The 22,815-nt window shown below is 74.3% G+C and carries 19 protein-coding genes; 5 read left to right on the forward strand and 14 right to left on the reverse strand.

What is annotated here, in order from left to right; translation table 11 throughout:
• The first annotated feature begins 282 nt into the window (after nucleotides 1-282).
• Nucleotides 283-777, forward strand: coding sequence for a DUF3145 domain-containing protein (locus ABTX81_RS17990; protein ID WP_350546372.1), 495 nt, complete (start codon nucleotides 283-285; stop codon nucleotides 775-777).
• Nucleotides 778-853: 76 nt separating this feature from the next.
• Here the strand turns inward: ABTX81_RS17990 and fabF are convergent, their stop codons facing one another.
• From fabF to ABTX81_RS18015, 5 genes are all read right to left on the reverse strand, one after another.
• A complete protein-coding gene (fabF, locus tag ABTX81_RS17995) occupies nucleotides 854-2,119 on the reverse strand; it encodes a beta-ketoacyl-ACP synthase II (RefSeq protein ID WP_350546377.1) in 1,266 nt (421 codons plus the stop codon).
• 152 nt (nucleotides 2,120-2,271) lie between these two features.
• Nucleotides 2,272-2,514 carry an acyl carrier protein gene (locus tag ABTX81_RS18000; RefSeq protein ID WP_350546381.1) on the reverse strand — a complete coding sequence of 81 codons (243 nt, stop codon included), beginning with the start codon at nucleotides 2,512-2,514 and terminating at the stop codon, nucleotides 2,272-2,274.
• A 79-nt stretch (nucleotides 2,515-2,593) separates the two neighbouring features.
• The gene (locus ABTX81_RS18005; RefSeq protein WP_350546385.1) at nucleotides 2,594-3,628 is read right to left on the reverse strand and encodes a beta-ketoacyl-ACP synthase III; all 1,035 of its coding nucleotides are present in this window, start codon (nucleotides 3,626-3,628) and stop codon (nucleotides 2,594-2,596) included.
• The gene (locus ABTX81_RS18010) at nucleotides 3,625-4,575 is read right to left on the reverse strand and encodes an ACP S-malonyltransferase (protein WP_350546389.1); all 951 of its coding nucleotides are present in this window, start codon (nucleotides 4,573-4,575) and stop codon (nucleotides 3,625-3,627) included. Before ABTX81_RS18010 ends, ABTX81_RS18005 begins: the two co-directional genes overlap by 4 nt.
• A 90-nt stretch (nucleotides 4,576-4,665) precedes the next feature.
• Nucleotides 4,666-5,796 carry a PucR family transcriptional regulator gene (locus ABTX81_RS18015; RefSeq protein WP_350546674.1) on the reverse strand — a complete coding sequence of 377 codons (1,131 nt, stop codon included), beginning with the start codon at nucleotides 5,794-5,796 and terminating at the stop codon, nucleotides 4,666-4,668.
• A 410-nt stretch (nucleotides 5,797-6,206) separates the two neighbouring features.
• Here ABTX81_RS18015 and ABTX81_RS18020 point away from each other — a divergent pair, with 410 nt between their 5' ends.
• Complete coding sequence (locus ABTX81_RS18020) at nucleotides 6,207-6,983, forward strand: pirin family protein (RefSeq protein ID WP_350546392.1); 777 nt, start codon at nucleotides 6,207-6,209, stop codon at nucleotides 6,981-6,983.
• Nucleotides 6,984-6,995: 12 nt separating this feature from the next.
• On the opposite strand, the gene ABTX81_RS18025 is transcribed toward ABTX81_RS18020, so the two are convergent.
• A complete protein-coding gene (locus tag ABTX81_RS18025) occupies nucleotides 6,996-7,826 on the reverse strand; it encodes a serine hydrolase domain-containing protein (RefSeq protein ID WP_350546395.1) in 831 nt (276 codons plus the stop codon).
• Nucleotides 7,827-7,949: 123 nt separating this feature from the next.
• Between ABTX81_RS18025 and ABTX81_RS18030 the strand changes: the two genes are divergently transcribed.
• Both ABTX81_RS18030 and ABTX81_RS18035 read left to right on the forward strand, forming a co-directional pair.
• Nucleotides 7,950-8,411: a MerR family transcriptional regulator gene (locus tag ABTX81_RS18030; protein ID WP_350546398.1), complete on the forward strand. Its 462-nt coding sequence runs from the start codon at nucleotides 7,950-7,952 to the stop codon at nucleotides 8,409-8,411.
• Nucleotides 8,412-8,510: 99 nt separating this feature from the next.
• Nucleotides 8,511-9,488 carry a helix-turn-helix transcriptional regulator gene (locus tag ABTX81_RS18035; RefSeq protein WP_350546400.1) on the forward strand — a complete coding sequence of 326 codons (978 nt, stop codon included), beginning with the start codon at nucleotides 8,511-8,513 and terminating at the stop codon, nucleotides 9,486-9,488.
• Nucleotides 9,489-9,497: 9 nt separating this feature from the next.
• Here ABTX81_RS18035 and ABTX81_RS18040 read toward each other — a convergent pair whose 3' ends face one another.
• From ABTX81_RS18040 to ABTX81_RS18075, 8 genes are all read right to left on the reverse strand, one after another.
• The gene (locus tag ABTX81_RS18040; protein ID WP_350546403.1) at nucleotides 9,498-10,709 is read right to left on the reverse strand and encodes an alpha/beta hydrolase; all 1,212 of its coding nucleotides are present in this window, start codon (nucleotides 10,707-10,709) and stop codon (nucleotides 9,498-9,500) included.
• 240 nt (nucleotides 10,710-10,949) lie between these two features.
• Nucleotides 10,950-13,295, reverse strand: a complete 2,346-nt coding sequence (locus ABTX81_RS18045) for a Dyp-type peroxidase (protein WP_350546406.1) — start codon at nucleotides 13,293-13,295, stop codon at nucleotides 10,950-10,952.
• Between the two features lie 29 nt (nucleotides 13,296-13,324).
• A complete protein-coding gene (locus tag ABTX81_RS18050) occupies nucleotides 13,325-15,256 on the reverse strand; it encodes a galactose oxidase early set domain-containing protein (RefSeq protein ID WP_350546409.1) in 1,932 nt (643 codons plus the stop codon).
• Nucleotides 15,257-15,501: 245 nt separating this feature from the next.
• On the reverse strand, nucleotides 15,502-16,740 hold the full coding sequence (locus ABTX81_RS18055) for an acyltransferase family protein (RefSeq protein WP_350546414.1): 1,239 nt from the start codon (nucleotides 16,738-16,740) through the stop codon (nucleotides 15,502-15,504).
• 56 nt (nucleotides 16,741-16,796) lie between these two features.
• On the reverse strand, nucleotides 16,797-17,933 hold the full coding sequence (locus tag ABTX81_RS18060; RefSeq protein ID WP_350546418.1) for an alpha/beta hydrolase: 1,137 nt from the start codon (nucleotides 17,931-17,933) through the stop codon (nucleotides 16,797-16,799).
• A gap of 157 nt (nucleotides 17,934-18,090) precedes the next feature.
• Nucleotides 18,091-18,765 (reverse strand): response regulator, encoded by a 675-nt coding sequence (locus ABTX81_RS18065; protein ID WP_350546423.1) that lies wholly within the window; start codon nucleotides 18,763-18,765, stop codon nucleotides 18,091-18,093.
• A gap of 22 nt (nucleotides 18,766-18,787) precedes the next feature.
• Nucleotides 18,788-20,167 (reverse strand): sensor histidine kinase, encoded by a 1,380-nt coding sequence (locus ABTX81_RS18070; RefSeq protein WP_350546427.1) that lies wholly within the window; start codon nucleotides 20,165-20,167, stop codon nucleotides 18,788-18,790.
• A 78-nt stretch (nucleotides 20,168-20,245) separates the two neighbouring features.
• A complete protein-coding gene (locus tag ABTX81_RS18075; RefSeq protein WP_350546432.1) occupies nucleotides 20,246-20,908 on the reverse strand; it encodes a TetR family transcriptional regulator in 663 nt (220 codons plus the stop codon).
• Nucleotides 20,909-21,124: 216 nt separating this feature from the next.
• Between ABTX81_RS18075 and ABTX81_RS18080 the strand changes: the two genes are divergently transcribed.
• Complete coding sequence (locus tag ABTX81_RS18080) at nucleotides 21,125-22,726, forward strand: MFS transporter (protein WP_350546437.1); 1,602 nt, start codon at nucleotides 21,125-21,127, stop codon at nucleotides 22,724-22,726.
• The last annotated feature ends 89 nt before the right edge of the window (nucleotides 22,727-22,815 follow it).

A 22,815-nucleotide genomic window follows, 5' to 3' on the forward strand; every position in this document is an offset into this window, starting at 1 on the left:
TCCGGCCGCACTACCGTATTCCGGCCGGATCCGAAAGTGCGTCATCCCCGCTGAGGGGCCGCGCGGTACGGTGGTCACGCCCGGCGATGGGGCCGTTCGGGGGAGAGATCCGACCGAGGGGTGGACCTCGTTGCGGTTTCGACTAGCATTGAGCGAAAGCCTGTCCGTTTTGCTCGATTTAGTGGCTTAATGTCGGCTAGCGTGGGTAACTGCGGATCAACTACGGGCACCAACACGAGGCAGCTGGGGAAGGCGACCCTCGTCCACAGCCTGGAGGTCCCGGTGACGACACGTGGAGTCCTGTACATCCACTCCGCGCCCCGCGCGCTGTGCCCGCACGTCGAGTGGGCCGTCGCGGGGGTGCTCGGTGTGCGGGTGAGCCTGGACTGGATCCGCCAGCCGGCCGCGCCCGGACACTGGCGTGCCGAGCTGTCCTGGCAGGGCGAGCCCGGTACGGCCTCGAAGCTCGCCTCCGCGCTGCGCGGCTGGCAGCTGATGCGCTACGAGGTCACCAGCGAGCCCTGCGCCGCCGCCGAGGGCGAGCGGTACAGCAGCACGCCCACGCTCGGCATCTTCCACGCCGTCACCGGCATCCACGGGGACATCCTGATCCCCGAGGACCGGCTGCGGGCCGTGCTGCGGCGTGCCCGCAGCGAGGGCGCCGACCTGGAGGCGGAGATCGCCGCGCTGCTCGGCAAGCCCTGGGACGACGAGCTGGAGCCCTTCCGGTACGCCGGCGAGGGCGCCCCGGTGCGCTGGCTGCACCAGGTGGTCTGACCGGACGAGGAGACGGGAGAGGGGGCCGGCGCTCACGATGAGCGCCGGCCCCCTCCGCGTCGTCGGGGACGCCGGGTCAGCGGGTGCGGAAGGCCAGCACCACGTTGTGGCCGCCGAAGCCGAACGAGTTGTTCAGCGCGGCGATCCGGCCCTCGGGCAGCTTGCGGGCCTCGCCGCGGACGATGTCCGCGTCCACGTCGTCGTCCAGCTCGTCCACGTTGATGGTCGGCGGGGCGAGGCGGTGGTGCAGCGCGAGCACGGTGGCGACCGTCTCGATGCCGCCGGCGCCGCCCAGCAGGTGACCGGTCATCGACTTGGTGGCCGAGACGGCGATGTGGTCGAGGTCCTCGCCCAGCTCCTTGCGGAGCGCCTTCAGCTCGGCGGTGTCACCCTGCGGGGTCGAGGTGGCGTGCGCGTTGACGTGCACGATCTCGGCCTTGTCCAGCGGGTTGCGGTCGAACAGGTCGGCCAGCGCGCGGGCCACGCCGGCGCCGGTCGGCTCGGGCTGGGCGATGTGGTGGGCGTCCGAGGACAGGCCCTGGCCCACCGCCTCGCAGTAGATCCGGGCGCCGCGGGCCTCGGCGTGCTCCACCGACTCCAGCACGACCACGCCGGCGCCCTCGCCCAGCACGAAGCCGTCCCGGCCCTTGTCGTACGGGCGGGAGGCGCGCTCGGGCTCGTCGTTGTTCTTGGACATCGCCATCATGTTGGCGAACGCGGCGATCGGCAGCGGGTGGATCGCCGCCTCGGTGCCGCCCGCCACCACGACGTCGGCGCGGCCGCTGCGGATCATCTCGATCGCGTAGCCGATCGCCTCGGCGCCGGAGGCGCAGGCGGAGACGGGGGTGTGCACACCCGCGCGGGCGCCGACCTCCAGGCCGACGTTGGCCGCCGGGGAGTTGGGCATCAGCATCGGGACGGTGTGCGGGGAGACCTTGCGGGCGCCCTTCTCCCGCAGCACGTCGTACTGGTCGAGCAGGGTGGTCACACCGCCGATGCCGGAGGCGATCACGGTGCCCAGGCGCTCCGGGGCCAGCTTGGACGACTCGTCGGTGGCCGGGGTCTCGAAGCCGGCGTCGGCCCAGGCCTCGCGGGCGGCGATCAGCGCGAACTGGGCCGAGCGGTCCAGCTTGCGGGCCAGCGGGCGGGGCAGGATCTCGCCCGGCTCGACGGCGGTGCGCGCGGCGATCCGCACGGGCAGCTCGGCGGCCCACTCCTCGGTCAGGGCAGCCACCCCGGAGCGCCCGGCGACCAGGTTCTCCCAGGTGGTGGCGGCGTCGCCGCCCAGCGGCGTGAAGGCGCCGATACCCGTGACGACCACGGTACGGTTCTCAACAGTCACTGGATCTTCTTCTCTCACGTTGTGCGGGGGTCGGCGGCGGCCGAAGGTGAGCCCGGCCGGGCGCCCGGTGGGGCGTCCCGGCCGGCGGGTCGGCCGACCCGGCAGCGGGCCGGCCGATGTCAGGCGTCGAACGCGGTGACCGCGTCGACCGCTCAGGCGTGGGTGAGGATGTAGTCCACCGCGTCGCCGACGGTCTTCAGGTTCTTGACCTCGTCGTCCGGGATCTTGACGTCGAAGCGCTCCTCGGCGGCCACGACGACCTCGACCATGGACAGCGAGTCGACGTCCAGGTCGTCGGTGAAGGACTTGTCGAGCTCGACGTCCTCGGTCGGGATGCCGGCGATCTCGTTGACGATCTCGGCGAGACCTTCCAGAACCTCGTCCTTGGTAGCCATACTGGCTGCTCCTCTTCGGTGGTTAATGCGGCCGCCCGGCGGACGGACGCAGGTTTGCGGGTGGATCGGGCGAAATCGCCTAGGGGAGCGTAACGACTGCCGCGGCGTACACGAGACCCGCCCCGAACCCGATGATCAGGGCGAGGTCGCCGCTGCGGGCCTCGCCGCTCTCCAGCATGCGCTCCATCGCCAGCGGGATGGAGGCCGCCGAGGTGTTCCCGGTCTCCGTGATGTCACGGGCGACCGGCACCGAGGCGGGCAGCTTGAGCGCCTTGATCATGGCGTCGGTGATCCGCATGTTCGCCTGGTGCGGGATGAACGCGCCGAGCTGGTCGGCGGTGATCCCGGCGGCGTCGAGCGCCTGCTGGGCCACCTTGGCCATCTCCCAGACCGCCCAGCGGAAGACCGTCTGGCCCTCCATCCGCAGCGCGGGCCACTTGACCTCCTCGCCGGCGCCGTTGACGGCGTCCTCCTTGGCGAAGGCGGTGTCCCAGGCCTGGGTCTGCGAGATGACGTCCTTCTGCGAGCCGTCCGCGCCCCAGATCACCTTGCCGATGCCCGGGGTGTCGGACGGGCCGACGATCGCGGCGCCGGCGCCGTCGCCGAAGATGAACGCGGTCGAGCGGTCCGAGGTGTCGGTGAGGTCGCTGAGCCGCTCCACGCCGATCACCAGCACGTACTCGGCGGTGCCGCCGCGGACCATGCCGTCGGCCAGGCCCAGGCCGTAGCCGAAGCCGGCGCAGGCGGCCGAGATGTCGAAGGCCGGGGCGGTGCCGCAGCCGAGCCGCTCGGCGATCTCGGTGGCGATGGCGGGGGTCTGCTTGAGGTGCGAGACGGTGGCGACGATCACTCCGCCGATCCGGGCCGGGTCGATCCCGGCCTGGGCGATCGCCTTGCCGGCGGCCTGCACCGACATCTCGGCGACCGTCTCCTCCGGGCCGGCCCAGCGGCGCTCGGCGATCCCGCTGCGGGTGCGGATCCACTCGTCCGAGGAGTCGATCCAGGTCAGCACCTCGGCGTTGGGGATCACCCGGACCGGGCGGTAGCCGCCCACGCCGTGGATGCGCGAGTACCGCGCACCGGTCACCGGGCGGATCTGGGGGGTGTCGCTCATACCTGCTGCTCCTGCTCCTGACCGCCGTGCTCCGCGACGAGCTCGCGGGCTTTGTCCAGGTCGGCGGGGGTCTTGAGGGCAAGCGTCGCCACACCCTTGAGGTTGCGCTTGACCAGTCCGGTGAGGGTGCCCGCCGGGGCGAGCTCGATGACGGCGGTCGCGCCCAGCCCCCGCAGGGTCTCCATGCAGAGGTCCCAGCGGACCGGGTTGGAGACCTGCGACACCAGGCGGCTCAGCACCTCGGCACCGGAGGCGACGACCTCGCCGTCCTGGTTGGAGACGTAGGCGACCTTCGGGTCGGCGACCGGCAGGGTCGGGGCCAGCTTGGCCAGCCGCTCGACACCGGGGGCCATGTGGCTGGTGTGGAACGCGCCGGCGACCTTCAGCGCGATCAGCCGGGCACCGGCCGGCGGGTCCTCGCGCAGCGCGTCCAGCTGCGGCAGGGTGCCGGCCGCGACGATCTGGCCGCCGCCGTTGTTGTTGGCCGCGGTCAGGCCGTGCTCGGCGAGCTTCGCCGCGACGGCCTCCGGGTCGCCGCCGAGCACGGCGATCATGCCGGTCTCGGTGGCGGCGGCGGCCTCGGCCATGGCGAGGCTGCGCTCCCGCACGAAGGTCAGCGCGTCACGGGCGCTCAGCACACCGGCGCCGGCCGCGGCGGTGATCTCGCCGACGCTGTGGCCGGCGACCGCGCCGACCAGCGCACGGGCGGCGTCCTCGTCCGGGAACAGCGCACGCGCGGTCACCAGACCGGCCGCCACCAGCAGCGGCTGGGCGACGGCGGTGTCCTTGATCTCCTCGGCGTCCGCCTCGGTTCCGGCATGCACGAGGTCGAGCCCGGCGACCTCCGACCAGCCCTGCAGGCGGTCGGCGACACCGTCGAGCTCCAGCCAAGGGCTGAGGAAACCGGGGGTCTGGGCACCCTGTCCAGGGGCGACGATTACGAGCACGGTTCAACCCTCTCTCGCCAGGCGCCCGGGGGCGGGTAGGCGACGGTAACGAAGAAAAGCATCCGGGATTGTAAGGTCCCTACAGCGTGGTCAGCTTGACTCTCCGGCGGCCGTGAGCCGCCCCAGCGCCAGTGCGATACGCAGGGTGAACGCCGAACGTACGTCGGACGGGGCGTAGCCCGTGACGTCGGTCACACGTCGGAGCCGGTAGCGCACCGTGTTGGGGTGGACGAAGAGCATCCGGGCGGCGCCCTCCAGCGAGGAGGCCTGTTCCAGGTAGACACTCAAGGTCTCCAGGAGTGCCGAGCCCGCCTCGTCGAGTGGTGTGTAGATCTCCTCCACCAGTTGGCGCCGGGCCGCCTGGTCGCCGGCCAGCGCGCGCTCCGGCAGCAGGTCGTCCGCCAGCACCGGCCGCGGCGCGTCCGGCCAGGCCGCGCAGGCCCGCAGGCCGGCGGCGGCGGCATGGGCCGAGCGGGTCGCCGAGAGCAGGTCGGGCACGGTCGGGCCGACCACCACCGGTCCCGGAGCGAACTGGCCGATCAGCGCCCGGGCCGCGTGCACCGGCTCCTTGTCGCCACCCACCACGACCACCAGGCGCTTGCCCAGAACCCCGGTCAGCACATGGAGCTTGGCGTACCGGGCGGCCCGGCGGATCGCCTCGACCACCAGCTCGCTGTCACCGTCCGGAGCCGAGCCCATCACCACCCGGACCTGGCTGGGCTGGCCCCAGCCGAGCGCGGCGGCCCGGGACAGCACGCCCTCGTCGGCGTCGCCGGAGAGCAGCGAGTTGACCACCAGTGCCTCCAGCCGGGCGTCCCAGGCGCCCCGGGCCTCGGCGGCCTGGGCGTAGACCTGGGCGGTGGCGAAGGCGATCTCCCGGGCGTAGACCAGCACCGACTCGCGCATGTCGGCCTCGTCGCCGGGCGCGGCCACCTCCTCGATGGCCTCCTCCATCACCTCGATGGTGGTGCGGATCAGCTCGACGGTCTGGCGCAGGGTGATCGCCCTGGTCAGCTCGCGCGGCGCGGTGCCGAAGACGTCGGTGGAGATCGCCTGCGGGGTGTCCGGCTTGCGGTACCACTCGGTGAAGGCGGCGATGCCGGCCTGGGCGACCAGGCCGATCCAGGACCGGTGCTCCGGCGGCATCCGCCGGTACCAGCCGAGCTGGTCGTCCATCCGGGCGATCGCGGCGGAGGCGAGCTTGCCGGAGGACTTCTCCAGCCGCTTGAGGGTCGCGGCCCTGCGCTCGGCGCGCTCGGCGGCGAGCCGGCGCTCCTGCGCGGTGAGGCGCGGTGCCGCCCGGCCGGGCCGGTCTCTCCCGGCGCCCGGCGTCGGGCTCTTCCCGTTCTTGTCGGGATTGGCGGTCGGATCGCTCTTGGAGTTCGCGGAAGCGGCTGGCACAGGGACAAGACTGCCTCACCGGAGTGACTGCTCGTGCACAGGCCCCGGCGGACGGACGGGGTGGTGGCGGTCACACGTGTCACAGGGACCACACGCGAGTGGGAGGGCGCGCCGGGGCCGAGAGCGAGGAGCGACCAGCGACCGACGAAGGAGGGAGTGCCGGAGCGACGACCGTCGGCACCGGGTCAGAGCGCCCGGACCGAGCCATCGAGCAGGCTACGGTGGCTTCCGTGACCGATGCCGCCGCCCGTCCCCGCGCCGATCTGCGCCGCACCGCCGAGCGCTACCGCTCGACGCCCGCCGAGGGCGTCGAGACCCGGCACGCGTTCTCCTTCTCCGGGCACTACGACCCGAGGAACACCCACTTCGGCGCGCTGCTCGCGTGCAACGAGGAACTCCTCGCCCCCGGCGCCGGGTTCGACGAGCACAAGCACCGGGACACCGAGATCCTCACCTGGGTGCTGGAGGGCGCGCTGGCCCACCGGGACTCCTTCGGGCACGGCGGGGTGGTGCGCCCCGGCATGGTGCAGCACCTGAGCGCCGGCTCCGGCGTCACCCACACCGAGCGCAACGTCGGCGGCGCCGACGGCCCGGTCCGCTTCGTCCAGATGTGGCTCCAGCCCGACGTCTTCGACGCGCCCCCCGCGTACGGGCTGCGCGGGGTGGAGCGCGCGGCCGACGGGTTGACGCTGCTCGCCTCCGGGCTGGAGCGGGACGCCGGGACGCGGGCGCTGCGGCTGCGGCGCTCCGACGCCGCGCTCTGGCTGGTCACCGCCGGGCCGTGGCAGCCGCTGCCCGCCCTGCCGGCCGCCGCCTACCGGTACGCCCACCTGACGGCCGGCTCGCTCGGCTACCGGACGGTGCCGGGACCGCAGGGCGGGGGCCGCTCGATGGTCCCCGGCGACAGCGTGCGGATCACCGGGGACGCCTTCGTGGCGCCGACGGCCGGCGAGAGCGGCGCGGAGCTGCTGCTGTGGGAGATGCACTCGCCGGTCTCGTACGGCTGACGGCCGCCGGCCTCAGGCGAGTTCGGCGAGGACGGCGTCGCCGAGGGCCGGCCAGACCTCGGCGGCCCACGGGCCGAAGTCCCGGTCGGTGAGCGCGACGCAGGCCACGCCGGCCGACGGGTCCACCCAGAGGAAGGTGCCGGACTGCCCGAAGTGGCCGAAGGTGGCCGGGGAGTTGGCGGTGCCGGTCCAGTGCGGGGCCTTGCCGTCGCGGATCTCGAAGCCGAGGCCCCAGTCGTTCGGCCGGCGGTGGCCGAAGCCGGGCAGCACGCCGCTGGTGCCCGGGAACGCGACCTCGCGGGTGGCGGCGCGCAGCGTGCCCGGGTCGAGCAGCTTGGGCGCCTGCAGCTCGGCGGCGAACCGGGTGAGGTCGGCGAGGGTGGACAGGCCGCCGGCGCCGGCGGGGGAGCGGTGCGCGGTGTTGATCAGGGTGGCGTGCATGCCGAGCGGCTGGAACACGGCCTCGGCGGCGTACCGGCCGAACTCGATGCCGGCGGCCCGCTCCAGGGTCCGCGCCAGCACGTCGAAGCCGGCGTTGGAGTAGAGCCGGCGGTTGCCGGGCCCGGCCATCACCTTGTGCTCGTCGAAGGCCAGGCCCGAGGTGTGGGCCAGCAGGTGCCGGACGGTCGAGCCCTCGGGACCGGCCGGGTCGTCCAGTTCGAAGACGCCCTCCTCGACCGCGACCAGCACGGCGTACGAGGTGAGCAGCTTGGTCACCGACGCCAGCGGGAACAGGTGGTCCTGCGGCCCGTGCGCGCCCAGCACCGCGCCGTCCGCGCCCCGTACGACGGCGGCCGCCGCGTGCGGCACCGGCCAGGTCTCGATCTTCCGCAAGCTCTCCATGGGGCCCGACTCTAATCGGGCCGGCCGGCCCGGCGGGATGGCAGGCTTGACCGGAGCGCACTTGCTTCGAGTGCACTCCAAGGCGCTAGCGTCGTCGTCACGCTCATCACCGGGGGATCGACCATGACCGCACTCGCATCGATCGAGGCCGGACTGCGCACCTGCTGCGAGGTGTTCCAGGATCCGGTCGGCGCGCCCGACCGCACGCCGCGGCACACCATCAGCGAGGTGTCGGCGGCCAGTGGGCTGACCGCGCACACCCTGCGCTGGTACGAGCGGATCGGCCTGCTCGACCCGGTGGACCGTTCGGCCTCGGGCCAGCGCCGGTACAGCGACGCCGACCTGCACCGGCTGGCCTTCCTGGGGCGGCTGCGGCTGACCGGGATGCCGGTGGCGGACATGCTGCGGTACGTGGAGCTGGCCCGGGAGGGCGAGCGGAGCTCGGCGGCCCGGCGCGAGCTGCTGCTCGCCCACCGGGAGGCGGTGCGCCGGCAACTCGCGGACCTGCACGCGACGCTGGCCGTGCTCGACCACAAGATCGACGTGTACAACGGGCGCCTCGCGCGGTGCGCGCCGAGCCACTAGGGACGGTCGGGGCCGGGCGGGACGGCGGTTTTCCGGTCGGGAGGCAATCTCCCGGTAAACCCTGACAATCGTCGTCATGATTTCTGGGATCCTCGTGCCATGAAGGCCGACCGCCTGCTCTCGATCCTGCTGCTGCTCCAGACCCGCGGCCGGGTGCCCGCCACCGAACTGGCCGAACGGCTGGAGGTGTCGGTCCGCACCATCTACCGCGATGTCGAGGCGCTCTCGGCGGCCGGCGTGCCCGTCTGCACCGAGCGCGGCCGGCACGGCGGCATCAGCCTGCTGCCCGGCTACCGCACCGACGTCAGCGGCCTGACCGCCGACGAGGCGCGCGCCCTGTTCGTGCTCTCCGCCCAGGGCGCGCACAGCGACCTCGGGCTGGACGGCGCGCTCGGCTCGGCGCTGCGCAAGGTGATGGCCGCGCTGCCGGCCCCGCACCGGCCGGGCGCCGAGCGGATCAGCGAGCGGGTCCTGGTCGACCCGGCGCGCTGGATGCAGGCCGGTTCGCCGCCCGGGCCGGACCTGGGCGAGCTGCAGTACGCGGTGTTCGCCGACCGCCGGCTGCGGCTGCGCTACCGGCACGGCGGCTCGCCCGCGCCGGCGGAGTACACCGTGGACCCGTACGGCCTGGTCAGCAAGGCCGCGGTCTGGTACCTGGCGGCCGATCTGCACGGTGAGCCGCGGCTGTTCCGGGCCGACCGGGTGCTGTCCGCGGAGACCTCGGAGGAGCCGGTGCGCCGCCGGGCCGGGGTGGGGCTGGGCGAGGTCTGGGCGGTGCTGCGCGAGCAGGTGGAGCGGCTGCCCAAGGAGCTGACGGTGAAGGTGCGGGTGCGGCGCGGACGGCTGGACATGTTCGTCCGGATCCACGGTTCCCGGCTCACCGCCCCGCCGCCGGAGACGACGGGCGGGGCGCCCGACGACTGGGTCGAACTCACGCTCGGCTTCCAGTCGTTGCCGGGCGTGCGGCCGCTGCTCGCGTTCGGCGCGGACGCCGAGGTGCTCTCCCCGCCGGCCGCGCGCCGGGAGATGGGCCGCGTCGCCGCCGACGCCGTCCGCCTGTACGGCGAGGCGCGCTAGCTGCGGGGCTCAGGCCTCCGGGGCGGGGCGGACGACGTCCTGGTAGGCGCCGAGGGCGACGGCCGCGAAGTTGTGCAGGCTGTCGGTGCCGGTGGCGAAGTAGCCGTTGTGGCCGGCGGAGCGGGCGGAGGAGATCCGCTCGGAGCCGAAGTCCAGCGAGGTCGGGTCGGCGCCGTGGCCGAGCCCGCCGACCTCCAGGTACGGCACGTTGCCGATCCAGTCGCTCTCGTTGCGGGTGGCCCAGACGTGCACGCCGTCGCCGAGCTCCGAGGTGCCCTCCACGCCCATGCCGGGGGAGCCGAACACCACCAGGTCGGTGATTCCGGTGGTGTCGGCCGGCGAGGCGGCCGCCCGGGGGATGTCCGGCGCGGCGGTGCCGCAGACCACCGAGCCGTAGGAGTGGCAGAACAGCGCGGGCGGCGCCTCGGGCCGGGTGGTCTCCTTGAGCCCCGCGAGCAGCCGGCGCAGCCGGGGCGCGCCGATGTCGGCGAGCCGGGAGGTCACCGCGTCCGGGCCGAGGCCGGAGGGGGTGACGTAGCCGGTCCAGGCGACCACCGCGGTGCGGGTGCCCGGGGACTGCCGGTGCTCCTCCTGGTACAGCGCCCGGGCCATGCCGGCGGGGGAGCGCAGCGGTTCGACGGCCTGGTCGAAGTGGCCGAGGTCGGCGTCGGAGCCGGGGACCAGCACGGCGACCCGGTCGGCGCTGCCGAGGTCGCCCCAGACCTCGCTGAGCAGGCCGCGGCCGCGCGGGTCGAAGGCGAGGATCTGCCGGCCGGGCGCGAGCAGGCTCTGCACGTCGTTGGCCCGGGAGACGGCGAGCGCGCGCTGCTCCGGGGCGAGGGTGTGGTCGGCGGCGCGGGCCCGGGCGCGGTCGCGCTCCTCGGCCAGCGCGATCCGGTTGGCCCGGTAGCGCACGGCGAGCGGGGCGCCGTCGAAGTTGCCGACGACCAGCGGGTAGGCCTCGACCAGCCGGTCCAGTTCGGCGGGGGCGAGCCGGTCGAAGAACGCGGCGGCGGCGGCCGGGGCGGTGGTGGCCGGGTCGGGGAGGTCGTGTCCGTAGGAGTGGTCCTCGACCCAGGCGGCGCTGCCGGCCGGCGGGGTGGAGATGGCCAGCTGCTCGGTGGCGGCCGCGGCCTGGGCGGCCGCCGCGCCGGCGTCGGCGAGGACGGCGGCACCCGCGAAGGCGCCGATCAGGACGTGCTTCCACCGCCGACGGCGCATCGCCTCAACTCCCTGAGAGTCCCGTCACCGATCCCGGACGGGAGCCCGGAGGGTGGTACGACTGCCAACTTCCCTGCGCAAGCCTAGGGGCCAGGAGGCGCGCTGAGTCCGGCTCAAACTGTGGGATGGATCACATGAACCGGGAGTGTCCCGGACGCGTCCTGATCGTTCGCGCGAAGAGCGGTCCGCCCCCGCGGCCGGGCGGTCGCGGGGGCGGCGCGGGCGGGCCCGGGGCCCGGTTCAGAGGAGCGAGTTCCAGGCCGAGCAGGAGCGCGGGCCGCCGACCAGGCGGTCCGGGTGGCCGCTGCCGTCGGCCACCGAGATCCGGCGGTAGGTGTCGCCGTGGAACACCCAGTACTCGCTCCTGCCGCCGACCCGCTGGCTGTCGGGCACGGGCAGGAAGCAGTTCACCGCGACGGTGCCGTTCAGCGAGCCCCACTGGGACAGCTCCCGGTCGGAGCGCTCCAGCACATCGGCGTGGGCGGCGCCGTCGGCGACCGAGACCAGCCGGTAGCGCTGGCGGCCGCCGGTGGTGTGGAACGCCCAGTACCAGCTCTTGCCGCCCACCCGCTGCTGGTCGGGCACCGGCAGGAAGCAGTCCACCCGGTCGACGCCGTCCAGCGAGCGCCAGGCGGCGAGGTCGCGGTCAGGGCGCTCCACCGTGCCGGTGTGCCCGAAGCCGCCGGTGATCGAGACCACCCGGTAGCGCTGGCGGCCGCCGGTGCTGTGGAACACCCAGTACCAGCTCTTGCCGCCGGGGTTCTGCAGGTCGGGCATGGGCAGGAGGCAGTCGATCCGGCCGATGCCCTGGAAACAGGGGTGGCTGCTCAGCGGGGTGTCGCCCTTGACCAGCTGGTCGGCGTGGGAGGCGCCGTCGGCCACCGAGATCTTCCGGTACCGGTCGCCGTGGCAGACCCAGAACTGGCTCCGGCCGCCGCGCCGCCACTGGTCCGGGACGGGCAGCAGGTCGTCGCACGGGTAGGCCGGGCCGGCCTGGGCGGTGCCCTGGCCGCCCTGCTGGGTCTGGGTCTGGCTCTGCCCGCCGCCCTGGGCGCCCTGGCCGCCCGCGCCGCCGCGGGCAGGGCCGACGAGCCGTCCGTCGGCGAGCCCCCGCAGGGTGCTGAGGGAGGGCATGAAGGCGTACACCGAGCCGGTGGTCCGCACGAACTGGGCGAAGCTCAGCGGGGTGTGCTTGACCGTGCCGTCCGAGTCCCGGCTCTCGAAGTCGACGTCGGGGGCCTCCAGGACGACCGGGTCCTTGCCGGGCACCGGGTTGCGGCCGGGCGGGAAGTCCGCCTGGTCCATCCAGTCGGCCTGGATGAACTCGAACTGCCGCTGGATGTCGGCCTGGTAGCAGATGAACAGCAGTCCGCGCGGGTCGTCCGGGCCGCCCGGGCCCTCCGAGGCCGGGTCGAACGGCGCCCCGTACGGCGTGCCGCGGCGCATGATCCGCCGGCCGTCGAGTTCCTTGGCGTCGAACGGCGGGCGACTGGGGTCCGGCGCCTGGAGGCCGGCCCGGGGGCTGGTCTTGCGCAGGTGCGACCAGAGCGGGGTGACCAGGCCCTCCAGGTCGTCCCGGAAGTCGAAGTCGTTGTCCGACGCGGCCCCCGGATTGTTCGGGACGTCCCGGTCCTGGAAGTGGCAGACCGGGGCGCCGGAGCGCCAGCGGCCGACCATCCGGGCCGCCAGCCACTCGGTGGTGGCGCTCTCCGGGACGGCCTTGGCGAGCCGGAGCTCGTTCAGCTTGACCCCGATCTGCGACCACCAGCCGGGGACGTCCTGGGCGAGCCGGCGGACCACCTGGAAGGAGCCGGCGCGGGCCCAGTCGGGGAAGTCCCGGAAGCTGCCCGGCGCGGGCTCCTCGCCGCAGACGAACTCGCCGGCCGGGACGATCCGGGTGCCCGGGTGGCCCTCGACCTCCTCGGGCCGGTTCGGGTCGGGCCGGTCGAAGCCCCGGACGCCCGGCTCGCTGATGCCGTCCTTGAAGCCGAAGTGCTCCTTGCCGCGGCGGCTGCCGAGCAGGGTCTGCGCGTTCTGCTGGTAGACGATCAGCACCCGGCACTCGGCGGCGGCGATCCGCTGGGCCTCGACGGCCGCCTGGAGGTCCTTCTCGGTGTCCGCGGAGAGCTTCAGCACGGCGTGCACCGGCTGGCCCCGGCCGTTGCCGAAGAGCCAGTTCTCCGGGGAGTTGTCGCCGGTGTCGCCGAGCGCGCCGGCCCGTCTGGCCGAGCCCTCCTTGAACGCCTCCAGGCCGCTGCCGACCGGCGGGGGCTTGGCGAAGGGGTCGGTGGTGGAGAGCATCCGCAGGCCCTCGTAGGTGAAGCTGACGCCCAGCCAGGTCGCCTTGAGGGTCTTCGGGTCGTCGCCGCCGGAGGTCCTGCGGGCCTCGCTGAACGCCTCGTTGAACGCGGCGACCTCGCGAGTGGTGGCGATCTGCGGGGTGAGCTGCCGGAGCCAGTCGCGGGCCCGCGCCGCGTCCTCGAACTTGAGGAACAGGACGCTGACGTTGTCCTTCCGGAAGCCGGCCAGGACGTCGCCCTGGATCTCCTCGCTGTCGCGCAGGCTCAGATCCGTTGCCGTTGCCATGGGGTGGGGGTCTCCTTTCGGGTGCGCGGTCAGGCGGTGAGCTGGATCCACTTGGCGACGGAGGGCACGCCCTGGTCGTTGAGCAGGAAGAGCATGTACCAGCCGGGCGGCGCGGCCTTGGCGTCCGGCGGGGCCTGGAACTCCAGCCGGTTGCCGGCCCGGCTGCTGAGCCGCAGGTCGAGGTGGCGCTGGCTGGTGTTGATCGAGTGGGTGGAGGTGGTGGGCGAGAGCAGCACCGCCTTGGAGACCAGGCCCGGGGTCGTGGTGGTGACCTGGAAGGTCTGGTTGTAGCCGACGGGGGTGGTCGGGGCCCGGTCGAGGACGGGGCGGTCGCCCTGGTGGAGGTAGGCCGGCTCGTAGATCTCGATGGTCCCGTTCATGGTGACCGGGGCCGTGGTGCCGGGGATGTCGGCGACCGTGCCGTTGATGTCCGGGTTGTTGGCGAGCTGCTGGAGTTCGTCGCCGGTGACCATGACGCGCCCGTCGGGCAGCACCACGGCGTTGGAGTGGTAGCCGCGCGGCAGCCGCTGGACCGGGCCGAGCTTCCAGTTGCCCTGGTCGTCGCGGAGTTCGACCTGGCGGTACTTGAGGTCGGCGTTCGGGTTGTACGGGCCGTTGCCGTAGTCGCGGATGTCGTAGGCGCCGTTGACGGTCATCAGCCGGCCGTCGGGCAGCAGCAGGGTGTCGTCCTGGGTGCGGCCGAAGGCGCGGGACTTCTCCGCGGTCCAGTTGCCGTTGGAGAAGCGCAGGGTGCTCGGGTTGTCCCGGTCGCCGCCGAGGATCAGCGCGGAGTCCGGGCCGTTGATGCCGCCGGGCAGCAGCACCGCCGAGCCGTAGTTGCGCTTGCGGCCGTCCGGGCGGGCGGCCAGGTCGCTGCGGGACTCCGCGACCGGGTCGAACTTCCACTGCTCGGCGGCCTGCCGGCCGAAGCCGTAGACGTTGCCGTCGTTGAGCGAGAACAGGTGCGGGTAGTCCAGGGTGAACGGGGCGTCGGCCTTGAACCGGTCGACGGGGGTGTCCCTCGGGGTGTCGGTCTTGAGCGAGGGCACCGGGAAGTTCTTCGCCGGGAAGCGCTCGACCACCGGGGTGGGGGTGCCCCAGCCGAGTTCGGACTGGCCGGACATGATCAGCTGCCGGCCGTCCGCGCCGGTCACCACCGTGGGGTACCAGCGGCCGACGGACATGTCGGGGTTGCGGGTCCAGGTCTCGGTCCACGGGTCGAAGATCAGCGAGAGCTTGGCGCCGGTGCCGCCGTTGCCGCCGAGGTTGCCGCCGAAGACGCCGAGCATGCCGTTGGGCAGGAAGGAGTGTCCGGCGCAGAAGAACGGCGCCGGACGGGGCTGGTCCAGGCCGTCGGGCATGTTGACCACCGGCGGGGTGACCTGCTTGAACGCGTCCTTGGCGTAGCCCTTGGCCGGGTCCCAGAGGAACGCCCGGCCGGCGTTCTCCCGGCCGGTGGTCTGGGTGGGGGCGGGCTCCTTCTCCGGGTTGGTCTCGATCCGCTCGAAGGAGAACAGCAGCACCTTGCCGGTGGGCAGCAGCGCGACGTGGTCGCCGAAGTCGGGGGAGGGGAAGTACTGGTTGAACGTCCCGAAGGTCTCGGGGGCGAAGCCCTGGTTGTGGGTGGCCTGGGACTCCGTCAGCGCGTTCAGCCGGTTGGTGCGGGTGGTCTGCGGGTAGTCGCCGATGCCGCGGATGCCGGCACGCATCCGGGCGTGCTCCTCGGCGTGCTCCTGGCCGAGCGCGGCGACCTCGTCGTCGCGCAGCTCGGCGAGCACCCGGGGGTCGGCGACCCTGGGGGCGGTGGCGGTCGCGCCGTCGGGGGCGTCGTGGCCGCCGGAGCCGTGCGCGGCGGCGGGGACGACGGCGGACAGGACGGTGCCGGCGGTCAGCGCGCAGACCACGGCGGTGGCGAGCACGGTCGGAAGGCGCCGACCGGGCCGCGGCGGGGGCAGGGACATGGAACTCCTCGAACAGGGGGCCGTCCGGCTCGGAACTCCGGGCGGGGGCGGGGGAACGGCCGACGGGGCAGCGCCCGGTCGCCGACAGCCAACAGGCCATCACGGTGGGTTGCGGACCGCACGCGGAGTCACTGCGTTCGGCGGCGGGGGAGTCAGCAAGCGGGTGAGCGGGGGCGCGTGGAACGCGGAAGCGGGCGCGGACCCCTCGGTCCGCGCCCGTCCACCACCCCACCTGCCCGGGTGCGTCAGACGACGCCCAGCGCGTACGCGGTGAAGAACGCCGCCCCCGCGCCGGCCACCGCCCGGGCCGGCCGGGGCAGGCCCGTCCACGGGCCGTCGAAGCGCCGGGCGAACCACCCGATCGCGACCAGCGCGGCGCCGAACAGCGGCAGCAGCGCCAGCCGGAGCGCGACCCAGCCGAGCGAGTCCGGAGCCACCGTCAGCCCCGGCACCGCGCCGAAGGCGGCCGCGCCCGGCACCGCGACCGCGAGCATCGCGCTCTGGTGCCAGCAGAAGATCGTCATCGCCGAGAGGTTCACCGCCACCACCGGCAGCCAGAGCAGCGGACGGCGGGTCAGCAGCCGGCCGAGCCGCTCGCGCAGCAGCACCGCCGCGCCGCACTGCACCGCCGCCAGCGCCAGCACCAGCAGGGACGGCGGGTGGGAGTTGGTGCGCCCGGCCCCCGGCACGCCGACCATCGACGCCGGGTAGTGGAAGACCACCAGCAGCACGGCGAACAGCGCCCCGCCGCCGGCCAGCAGCAGCCGCGCCGCCGGACGGCCCAGCCGGCCGCCGGCCCAGAGCACGCCCAGCTGGTAGCCGAACAGCCAGCCCGGCAGGATGTTCAGCAGGCCGACCCAGGACGGCACCGACTCGGCCCACGGCCCGTACCGCAGCAGGTCGACGGCGGCGACCGCGGCGAGCAGCAGGCCCGCCGACCAGCCGCCCAGCCGGCGGGCGGCGGTGACGCAGAGCGGGGTGAGCGCGGTCAGCCCCAGGTAGACCGCGATGTACCAGAGCGGCTGCACCACCAGCGTCGAGCCGGTGCGCACGGTGTCGGCGGGCACGCCGAGGCGCGGCAGCAGCGGGATCAGCAGCGCCCAGACGGCCGTCACCCCGAGCACCGGCCGGAGCAGCCGCACCGCCCGGCCGCGCAGCCAGCCCGGGTACCCGACACCTCGCGCCCGGGCCCGTTCCAGCGAGCGGACCGCGGAGTGGCCGCCGACCAGGAAGAACACGCCCAGCAGCTGGAGCCCCCAGCTGACCGGGGCGAAGAAGCCGAGGTCGGGGGAGGAGAGCGGGCTGGCGTTGTGCAGGGCGCCGTCGGCGGAGCGGGTGAAGCCGCCGAGCATCCAGTGGCCGACCGGGACGGCGAGCAGGGCGAGGGCGCGCAGGCCGTCCAGGGCGCGGTCGCGGCTCTCGGGGGTGCGGGCGTCCACCTGGCGGGCGGCCCGGCGCAGCGGGGCGAGCAGGGAGCTGGGCATGACGGGGTCTCCGTTCGCGGGTGCGAGGGTCGTGCAGAGGGGAAGAGGGGCCGGGGTCAGCGGCCGAGCGCGACGTCGGCGAAGGCGGCCAGCGAGGCGGTGCCGGGGGCGAAGTAGCCGCTGTGGCCGTGCGAGCCGGTGGACGGCAGCGGGCGGGCGCCGAATTCCGGGTCGGTCGGGTCGGCGCCGTGGCCGAGGCCGAACAGCCGCACGTGCGGCACGTCGCCGATCCAGTCGGAGCCGTTGCGGGCGGTGGCCCAGAGCGGGACGCCCGGGTCGAGGTCGGCGGCCGAGCCGACGCCCAGGCCCGGCGAGCCGAGCACCACCACGCCGGAGGACTGCCGCGGGGCCGGCCGGGCCAGCCCGCAGACCACCGAGCCGTAGCTGTGGCAGAACACCGTGGCCGGGGCGTCCGGCCGGGTGCTGACGGCGAGCCCGTCGAGCAGCCGGGTCAGCCGCTCGGCGCCGGCGCCGGCCAGGGTCTCGGTGGCGGCGTCCGGGCCGAGGCCGACCGGCGTGGTGTAGCCGGCCCAGGCGATCACGGCGGTGCGCCCGCCGGTCGCCTCGTACAGCGCCCGGGCCATGCCGACGGGGGTGCCGTACGGGTCGCGGGCGCGGTCGAAGGTGCGCAGGTCGATGTCGGAGCCGGGGACGACCACCGCGGTGCGCCGGGCGCCGGCGAGGTCGCCGAACACCTCGGCGACCTGGCCGCGGCCGCGCGGGTCGAAGGCCAGGAAGCGGCGCGGAACGCCGGGCGCGGCGTCGTCGAGCAGGGTGCGGCAGCGCTCGGCGCGCTCCCGGGCGGCGGCGCGGTCCTGCGGGGTGAGCGCCGGGTCGGCGGCGCGGGCCAGGGCGCGCTCGCGCTCCTCGGCGATCGCCCGGGCGTTGGCCCGGTACCGCAGCTCGATGGGCGCGCCGTCCAGGTTGCCGACCACCTGCGGGTGGCGGACGGCCAGGTCCTCCCCGGCGGCGGGCGTCAGCCGGGCGAAGAAGGCGGCCACCTCGGCGGGGGAGGCGGTGGCGGGGTCGGGCAGCGGCAGGCCGAGGGCGGTGTCGGCGGTCCAGGCGGCGGCGCCGGGCGGCGGACCGGTCACCGGGCGCTCCCCGCCGGCGGCCCAGCCGCCCGCCCCCAGCACCGCGGCCAGCGCCAGCACGGCCGCGGCCGCCGCGCGCCCGATCCGGTTCCTCGTCATGTCCGTTCCCTCCGTGGCCTGTTCGGCTTCGACGGAGAGGACGGTAGGAACGAGGTGGCCCCGCGGACGTCACACCGCGGGGCCAACTGCCCGGTGCTACCCGGGTATCAGGGGGTTCTCCCCCGGGGGACAACCCCCGTGAGGCCCGGGGGGCGGCTCACTGGCCCGGGGTCACCAGGCCGGACTCGTAGGCGAGCACCACCGCCTGGGCGCGGTCACGGAGGTCGAGCTTGGCCAGGATCCGGCCGATGTGGGTCTTCACGGTCTGCTCGGCGAGGACCAGCCGGGCGGCGATCTCCTGGTTGGACAGGCCGCGGGCGATCAGCTCCAGGACCTCGGTCTCGCGCGGGGTCAGCCCGTTGAGCCGCAGCTTGGGGTCGCGGCGCCGGGCCGGCCTGGTCCGGGCGAAGTCCTCGATCAGCCGGCGGGTCACCGAGGGGGCGAGCAGCGCCTCGCCGGCCGCGACCACCCGGACGGCGGCGATCAGGTCGTCCGGGGGCGCGTCCTTGAGCAGGAAGCCGCTGGCGCCGGCCCGCAGCGCGTCGTAGACGTAGTCGTCCACGTCGAAGGTGGTGAGCATCAGCACCTTGGGCCGGTGCGCGCCGGGCACGGCCGGGTCCAGCAGCCGGCGGGCCGCCTCCAGCCCGTCCATGACGGGCATCCGGACGTCCATCAGCACGACGTCCGGGTGGGTCCGCCCGCTCACCTCCAGGGCCTGGGCGCCGTCCGCGGCGTCCCCCACCACGTCGATGTCGCTCTGCGCGTTCAGCAGGGCGGCGAATCCGGCCCGCACCATCGCCTGGTCGTCGACGATGATCACGCGGATGGTCATACGGTGCTCTCCCCGGGGCGGTCTACGGTGCGGCCGGCGGTCCGTCCGGGTCCTCCGGTGCGGGGCCGCCCGGCCGGCGGTCGTCCGACCGAGTATCCGTCAGCCCGGTGAGCGGCAGGACGGCGGCCACCTTGAACCCGCCGTCCGGCAGCGGCCCGGTGTCCAGCCGGCCGTCCAGCAGCCGGACCCGCTCGCGCATGCCGACCAGCCCCTGGCCGGTGCCCTCGACCGAGGCCTCCAGCGACTCGGCCCGCTCCGGCGGGGCCGCGTTGACCACGGTGACCAGCAGGGATCCGTCGGCGACGGCCAGCGAGACCCAGGCCGCGGCGCCGGGGGCGTGCCGGACCACATTGGCCAGCGCCTCCTGGACGATCCGGTAGACCGAGAGGCCGACGGCCGGCGGCAGCGGGTCGTCGGCCGGCTCCAGGGCGATGGTGAGCTCGGCGGACACCCCGGCCCGGCGGACCGTCTCGACCAGCTGGGCGAGCTGTCCGACGCCCGGCTGCGGCGCCTTCTCGGCCCCCGACTCCTCGCTGCGCAGCACCCCCAGCAGCCGGCGCATCTCGGCCAGCGACTCGCGCGCGGTGCCGGCGATCGCGGTGAACTCCTCGGCGGCCTCGGCCGGGACGCCGGTGATCCGGTACGGCGCGCTGGCCGCCTGCACGGCGATCACCGACATGTGGTGGGCGACCACGTCGTGCAGCTCGCGGGCGATCCGGGCGCGCTCCTCCAGCAGGGTGCGCCGCTCGCGTTCGGCCTCGCTGATGTGCTCCTGCTCGGTGAGCAGCCGGCGGGCCTCGGCGCGTTCGCGCAGCGCCCCGCCGAGCACCAGGACGGCGCCGGACAGGACGGTGGCGAGCAGGCTGTTGTCGCCGCCGAACTCCCCGGCGACGCCGACGACCGAGAGCCCCAGGCTGGCCGCCGCGGTGACCAGCCAGACCGCGACCAGGGTGCGCCGGCTCTCGCGCAGGGCGAGCGTCAGCATCAGCAGGAGGTAGCCGACCAGCCCCGGGGGCGGCCAGGGCCAGGGGCCGTCGACCCCGGAGGGGGCGGCGCCGTCGCCGGTGGCGAGGACCAGCGGCGAGGTCAGCAGGGCGCCGCCGCCGATCATCCACCAGGCGGGCAGCGGCCGGGTGACGGCGAGCAGCAGCGGCACCGTCTGGGTCACGGCGAGGGCGGCGGCCAGGCCCCCGTCCACCCCGTAGTCGTTGACCAGCACCAGGATGCCGGTCGGCAGCAGCGCGGCGATGGCGGCCGCGGCCAGGATGTACGGGAGCAGACGGATCCAGGGGCGCGGGGCCTGGGCGAGCAGCGGGGTGTGGTCGGCGGACGGCCGGGTGAGCGGGGCGAGCAGCGCGCGCACCGGACCGCCCCGGGCGGTCCCGGTGGGTGGCTTGATCATCCGGTCAGCCTAGGGCGGCCCGGCGCGGCGGGCGTCCCACCGGGGTCCGGACTTCGGCGTACTACCCAGGTATGAGGGTCACGCTCTCCAGTGCCCGCCCAGGGCCGGCACGAGCTGGTCGAAGTGGCGGTCGATCAGCGCGACCATGCCCTCCGGACCGGTGTCCTCCTGGTCGGCGCTCCAGGACAGGTGGGCGGCGCGCAGCACGCCGCCGAAGGCCGCCGCCAGCACGGCGGGCCGCAGGTCCTCGGCCGGGTCGACGCCCTCGCGCTCGGCGATGATCCCGATCAGCACCCGCTCCTGCTCGGTCACCCGGCGCAGGTGGGCGGCGAGCAGGGTGGGGGTTTCCTCGATCATCCGGATCAGCTCCAGCGCGGCCGTCACCGAGGAGGGCCCGGCGTCCCGGCCGCCGCGGTCGCGCCAGGCGTCGACGATCGCGGCGCGCAGCGCCTGGAACGGGGTCTCCTCGGCGGGACGGGCCCGCAGTTGCTGGATGAAGTGGTCCTCGGCCTCGGCGAGGACGGCGAGGGCGACCTCGTCCTTGTTGGCGAAGTAGCGGAAGAAGGTGCGCTGCGAGACGTCGACGGCGCCGGCGATCTCGTCGACGGTGGTGCGGGCGAAGCCCTGGCCGAGGAAGAGCCGGTGGGCCGCCTCGATGAGGGCGTCCCGGGTGCGCTGCTTCTTCCGGGCGCGCAGTCCGGGCTCCTGGACGGGGGCGGGGGAAGCGGGCTGAGCGGCCATGGTGCGGGCCTTCCGGAGGGTGATCGGGCTGGTGCTGTGGAGGCTACTGTAGCGATCTGACAAATGGCAGTCTCACGCAGAAGTCAGCGTTTGCCGAATGTCAGTGGCTGACATAATCTGCATCGGGTGGCGCCCCCGGGCCGGGCACTCGTGGGGACGGGTGGGCCGGGGCGCCACCTCCACGTCCGCCCGCAGCCAGCCCCCGGAGGGCCCCAGATGAGTCAGTCCCTCACCAAGAGCGCCAAGGCGGACGCCCCGCCGGGCGCGTCACCGGGCGGGAAGGGTCTCCAGGGACACCCCTGGCTGACCCTGCTCACCGTCGCCGTCGGCGTGATGATGGTCGCCCTGGACGGCACGATCGTCGCGATCGCCAACCCGGTCATCCAGGCCGACCTGCACGCCGCGCCCTCCGAGATCCAGTGGGTGACCAGCGGCTACCTGCTGGCCCTCGCGGTCTTCCTGATCACCGCCGGCAAGATCGGCGACCGGTTCGGCCACAAGAACACCTTCCTGGTCGGCGCGGTCGGCTTCGCCCTCACCTCGGCGGCGATCGGCTTCGCCGGGAACATCCAGACGGTGATCTTCTTCCGCGTGCTGCAGGGCCTGTTCGGCGCGCTGCTCCAGCCGGCCGCGCTCGGCCTGCTGCGCGGGGCCTTCCCGGCCGAGAAGCTCAACATGGCCATCGGCATCTGGGGCGGCGTCATCGGCGCCTCCACCGCGGCCGGCCCGATCGTCGGGGGCCTGCTGGTGGAGCACGTCAACTGGGAGTCGGTGTTCTTCATCAACATCCCGGTCGGCCTGATCGCGCTGGCGCTCGGCCTGTGGATCCTCAAGGACGTGCGGGCCGAGAACGCCGCCAAGTCCTTCGACATCCCGGGCATCGTGCTGCTCTCGGTGGCGATGTTCGCCCTGGTCTTCGGCATCATCAAGGCCCCCGAGTGGGGCTGGGGCGACGCCTCCACGCTGCTCTTCCTGGGCGGCGCGGTCGTGCTGATGACCGCCTTCGCGTTCTGGCAGCGGGTGGCCAAGGAGCCGCTGATCCCGCTCAGCCTGTTCCGTTCGCTGCCGCTGTCGGCCGGCACCCTGCTGATGGTGCTGATGGCCTTCTCGTTCTTCGGCGCGATCTTCTTCGTCACCTTCTACTTGCAGAACGTGCACGGGATGTCGCCGGTCCAGGCGGGCGTCCACCTGCTGCCGATGACCGGCATGATGATCATCGGATCGCCGCTGGCGGGCATCGCGATCGGCAAGCTGGGCCCGCGGATCCCGATCGTGGCCGGCATGCTGATCACCACTGTCGCGATGTACGGCATGTCCACCCTGGACGCCGGCTCCGGCAACGGCGTGATGGCGCTCTGGTTCGTGCTGATGGGCCTGGGCATCAGCCCGGTCATGGTCGGCGCCACCGAGGTCATCGTCGGCAACGCGCCGCTGGAGCTCTCCGGCGTCGCCGGCGGCCTCCAGCAGTCCGCGATGCAGGTCGGCGGCAGCCTCGGCACCGCCGTGCTGGGCGCGCTGATGGCCGCCCGGGTCACCGACGCGCTGCCCGGCAACTGGGCCGACGCGGGCCTGCCGCCGGTGGACCCGGCGCAGGCCGAGGGCCTCAACCAGGCGGCTCAGCTCGGCATCGCCCCGCCGGCTCCGGCCGGCACCCCGCAGCAGGTGGTCGACGCGATGGCCGGGGCCGTCCACGACTCCTTCGTCAGTGGCATGTCGCTGGCCTTCGCGGTCGCCTCGGTGGTCGCCTTCGCCGCCGCCGTGCTCGGCCTGCTGACCCGCCGCGGCACCACCGAGGCCGGGCCCGCCGTCCACATCTGAGAGGTGAATGGCCGCTGGGCTTCGAGACACGTCTCGAAGCCCAGCGGCCATTGCCGCGCCCCCGCCGGAGCGGGAAGTCGGCCGGTCCG

Origin of the sequence: Kitasatospora sp. NPDC097605, assembly GCF_040302725.1 — a bacterium.
In the GTDB taxonomy this organism is placed as follows: Bacteria; Actinomycetota; Actinomycetes; order Streptomycetales; family Streptomycetaceae; genus Kitasatospora.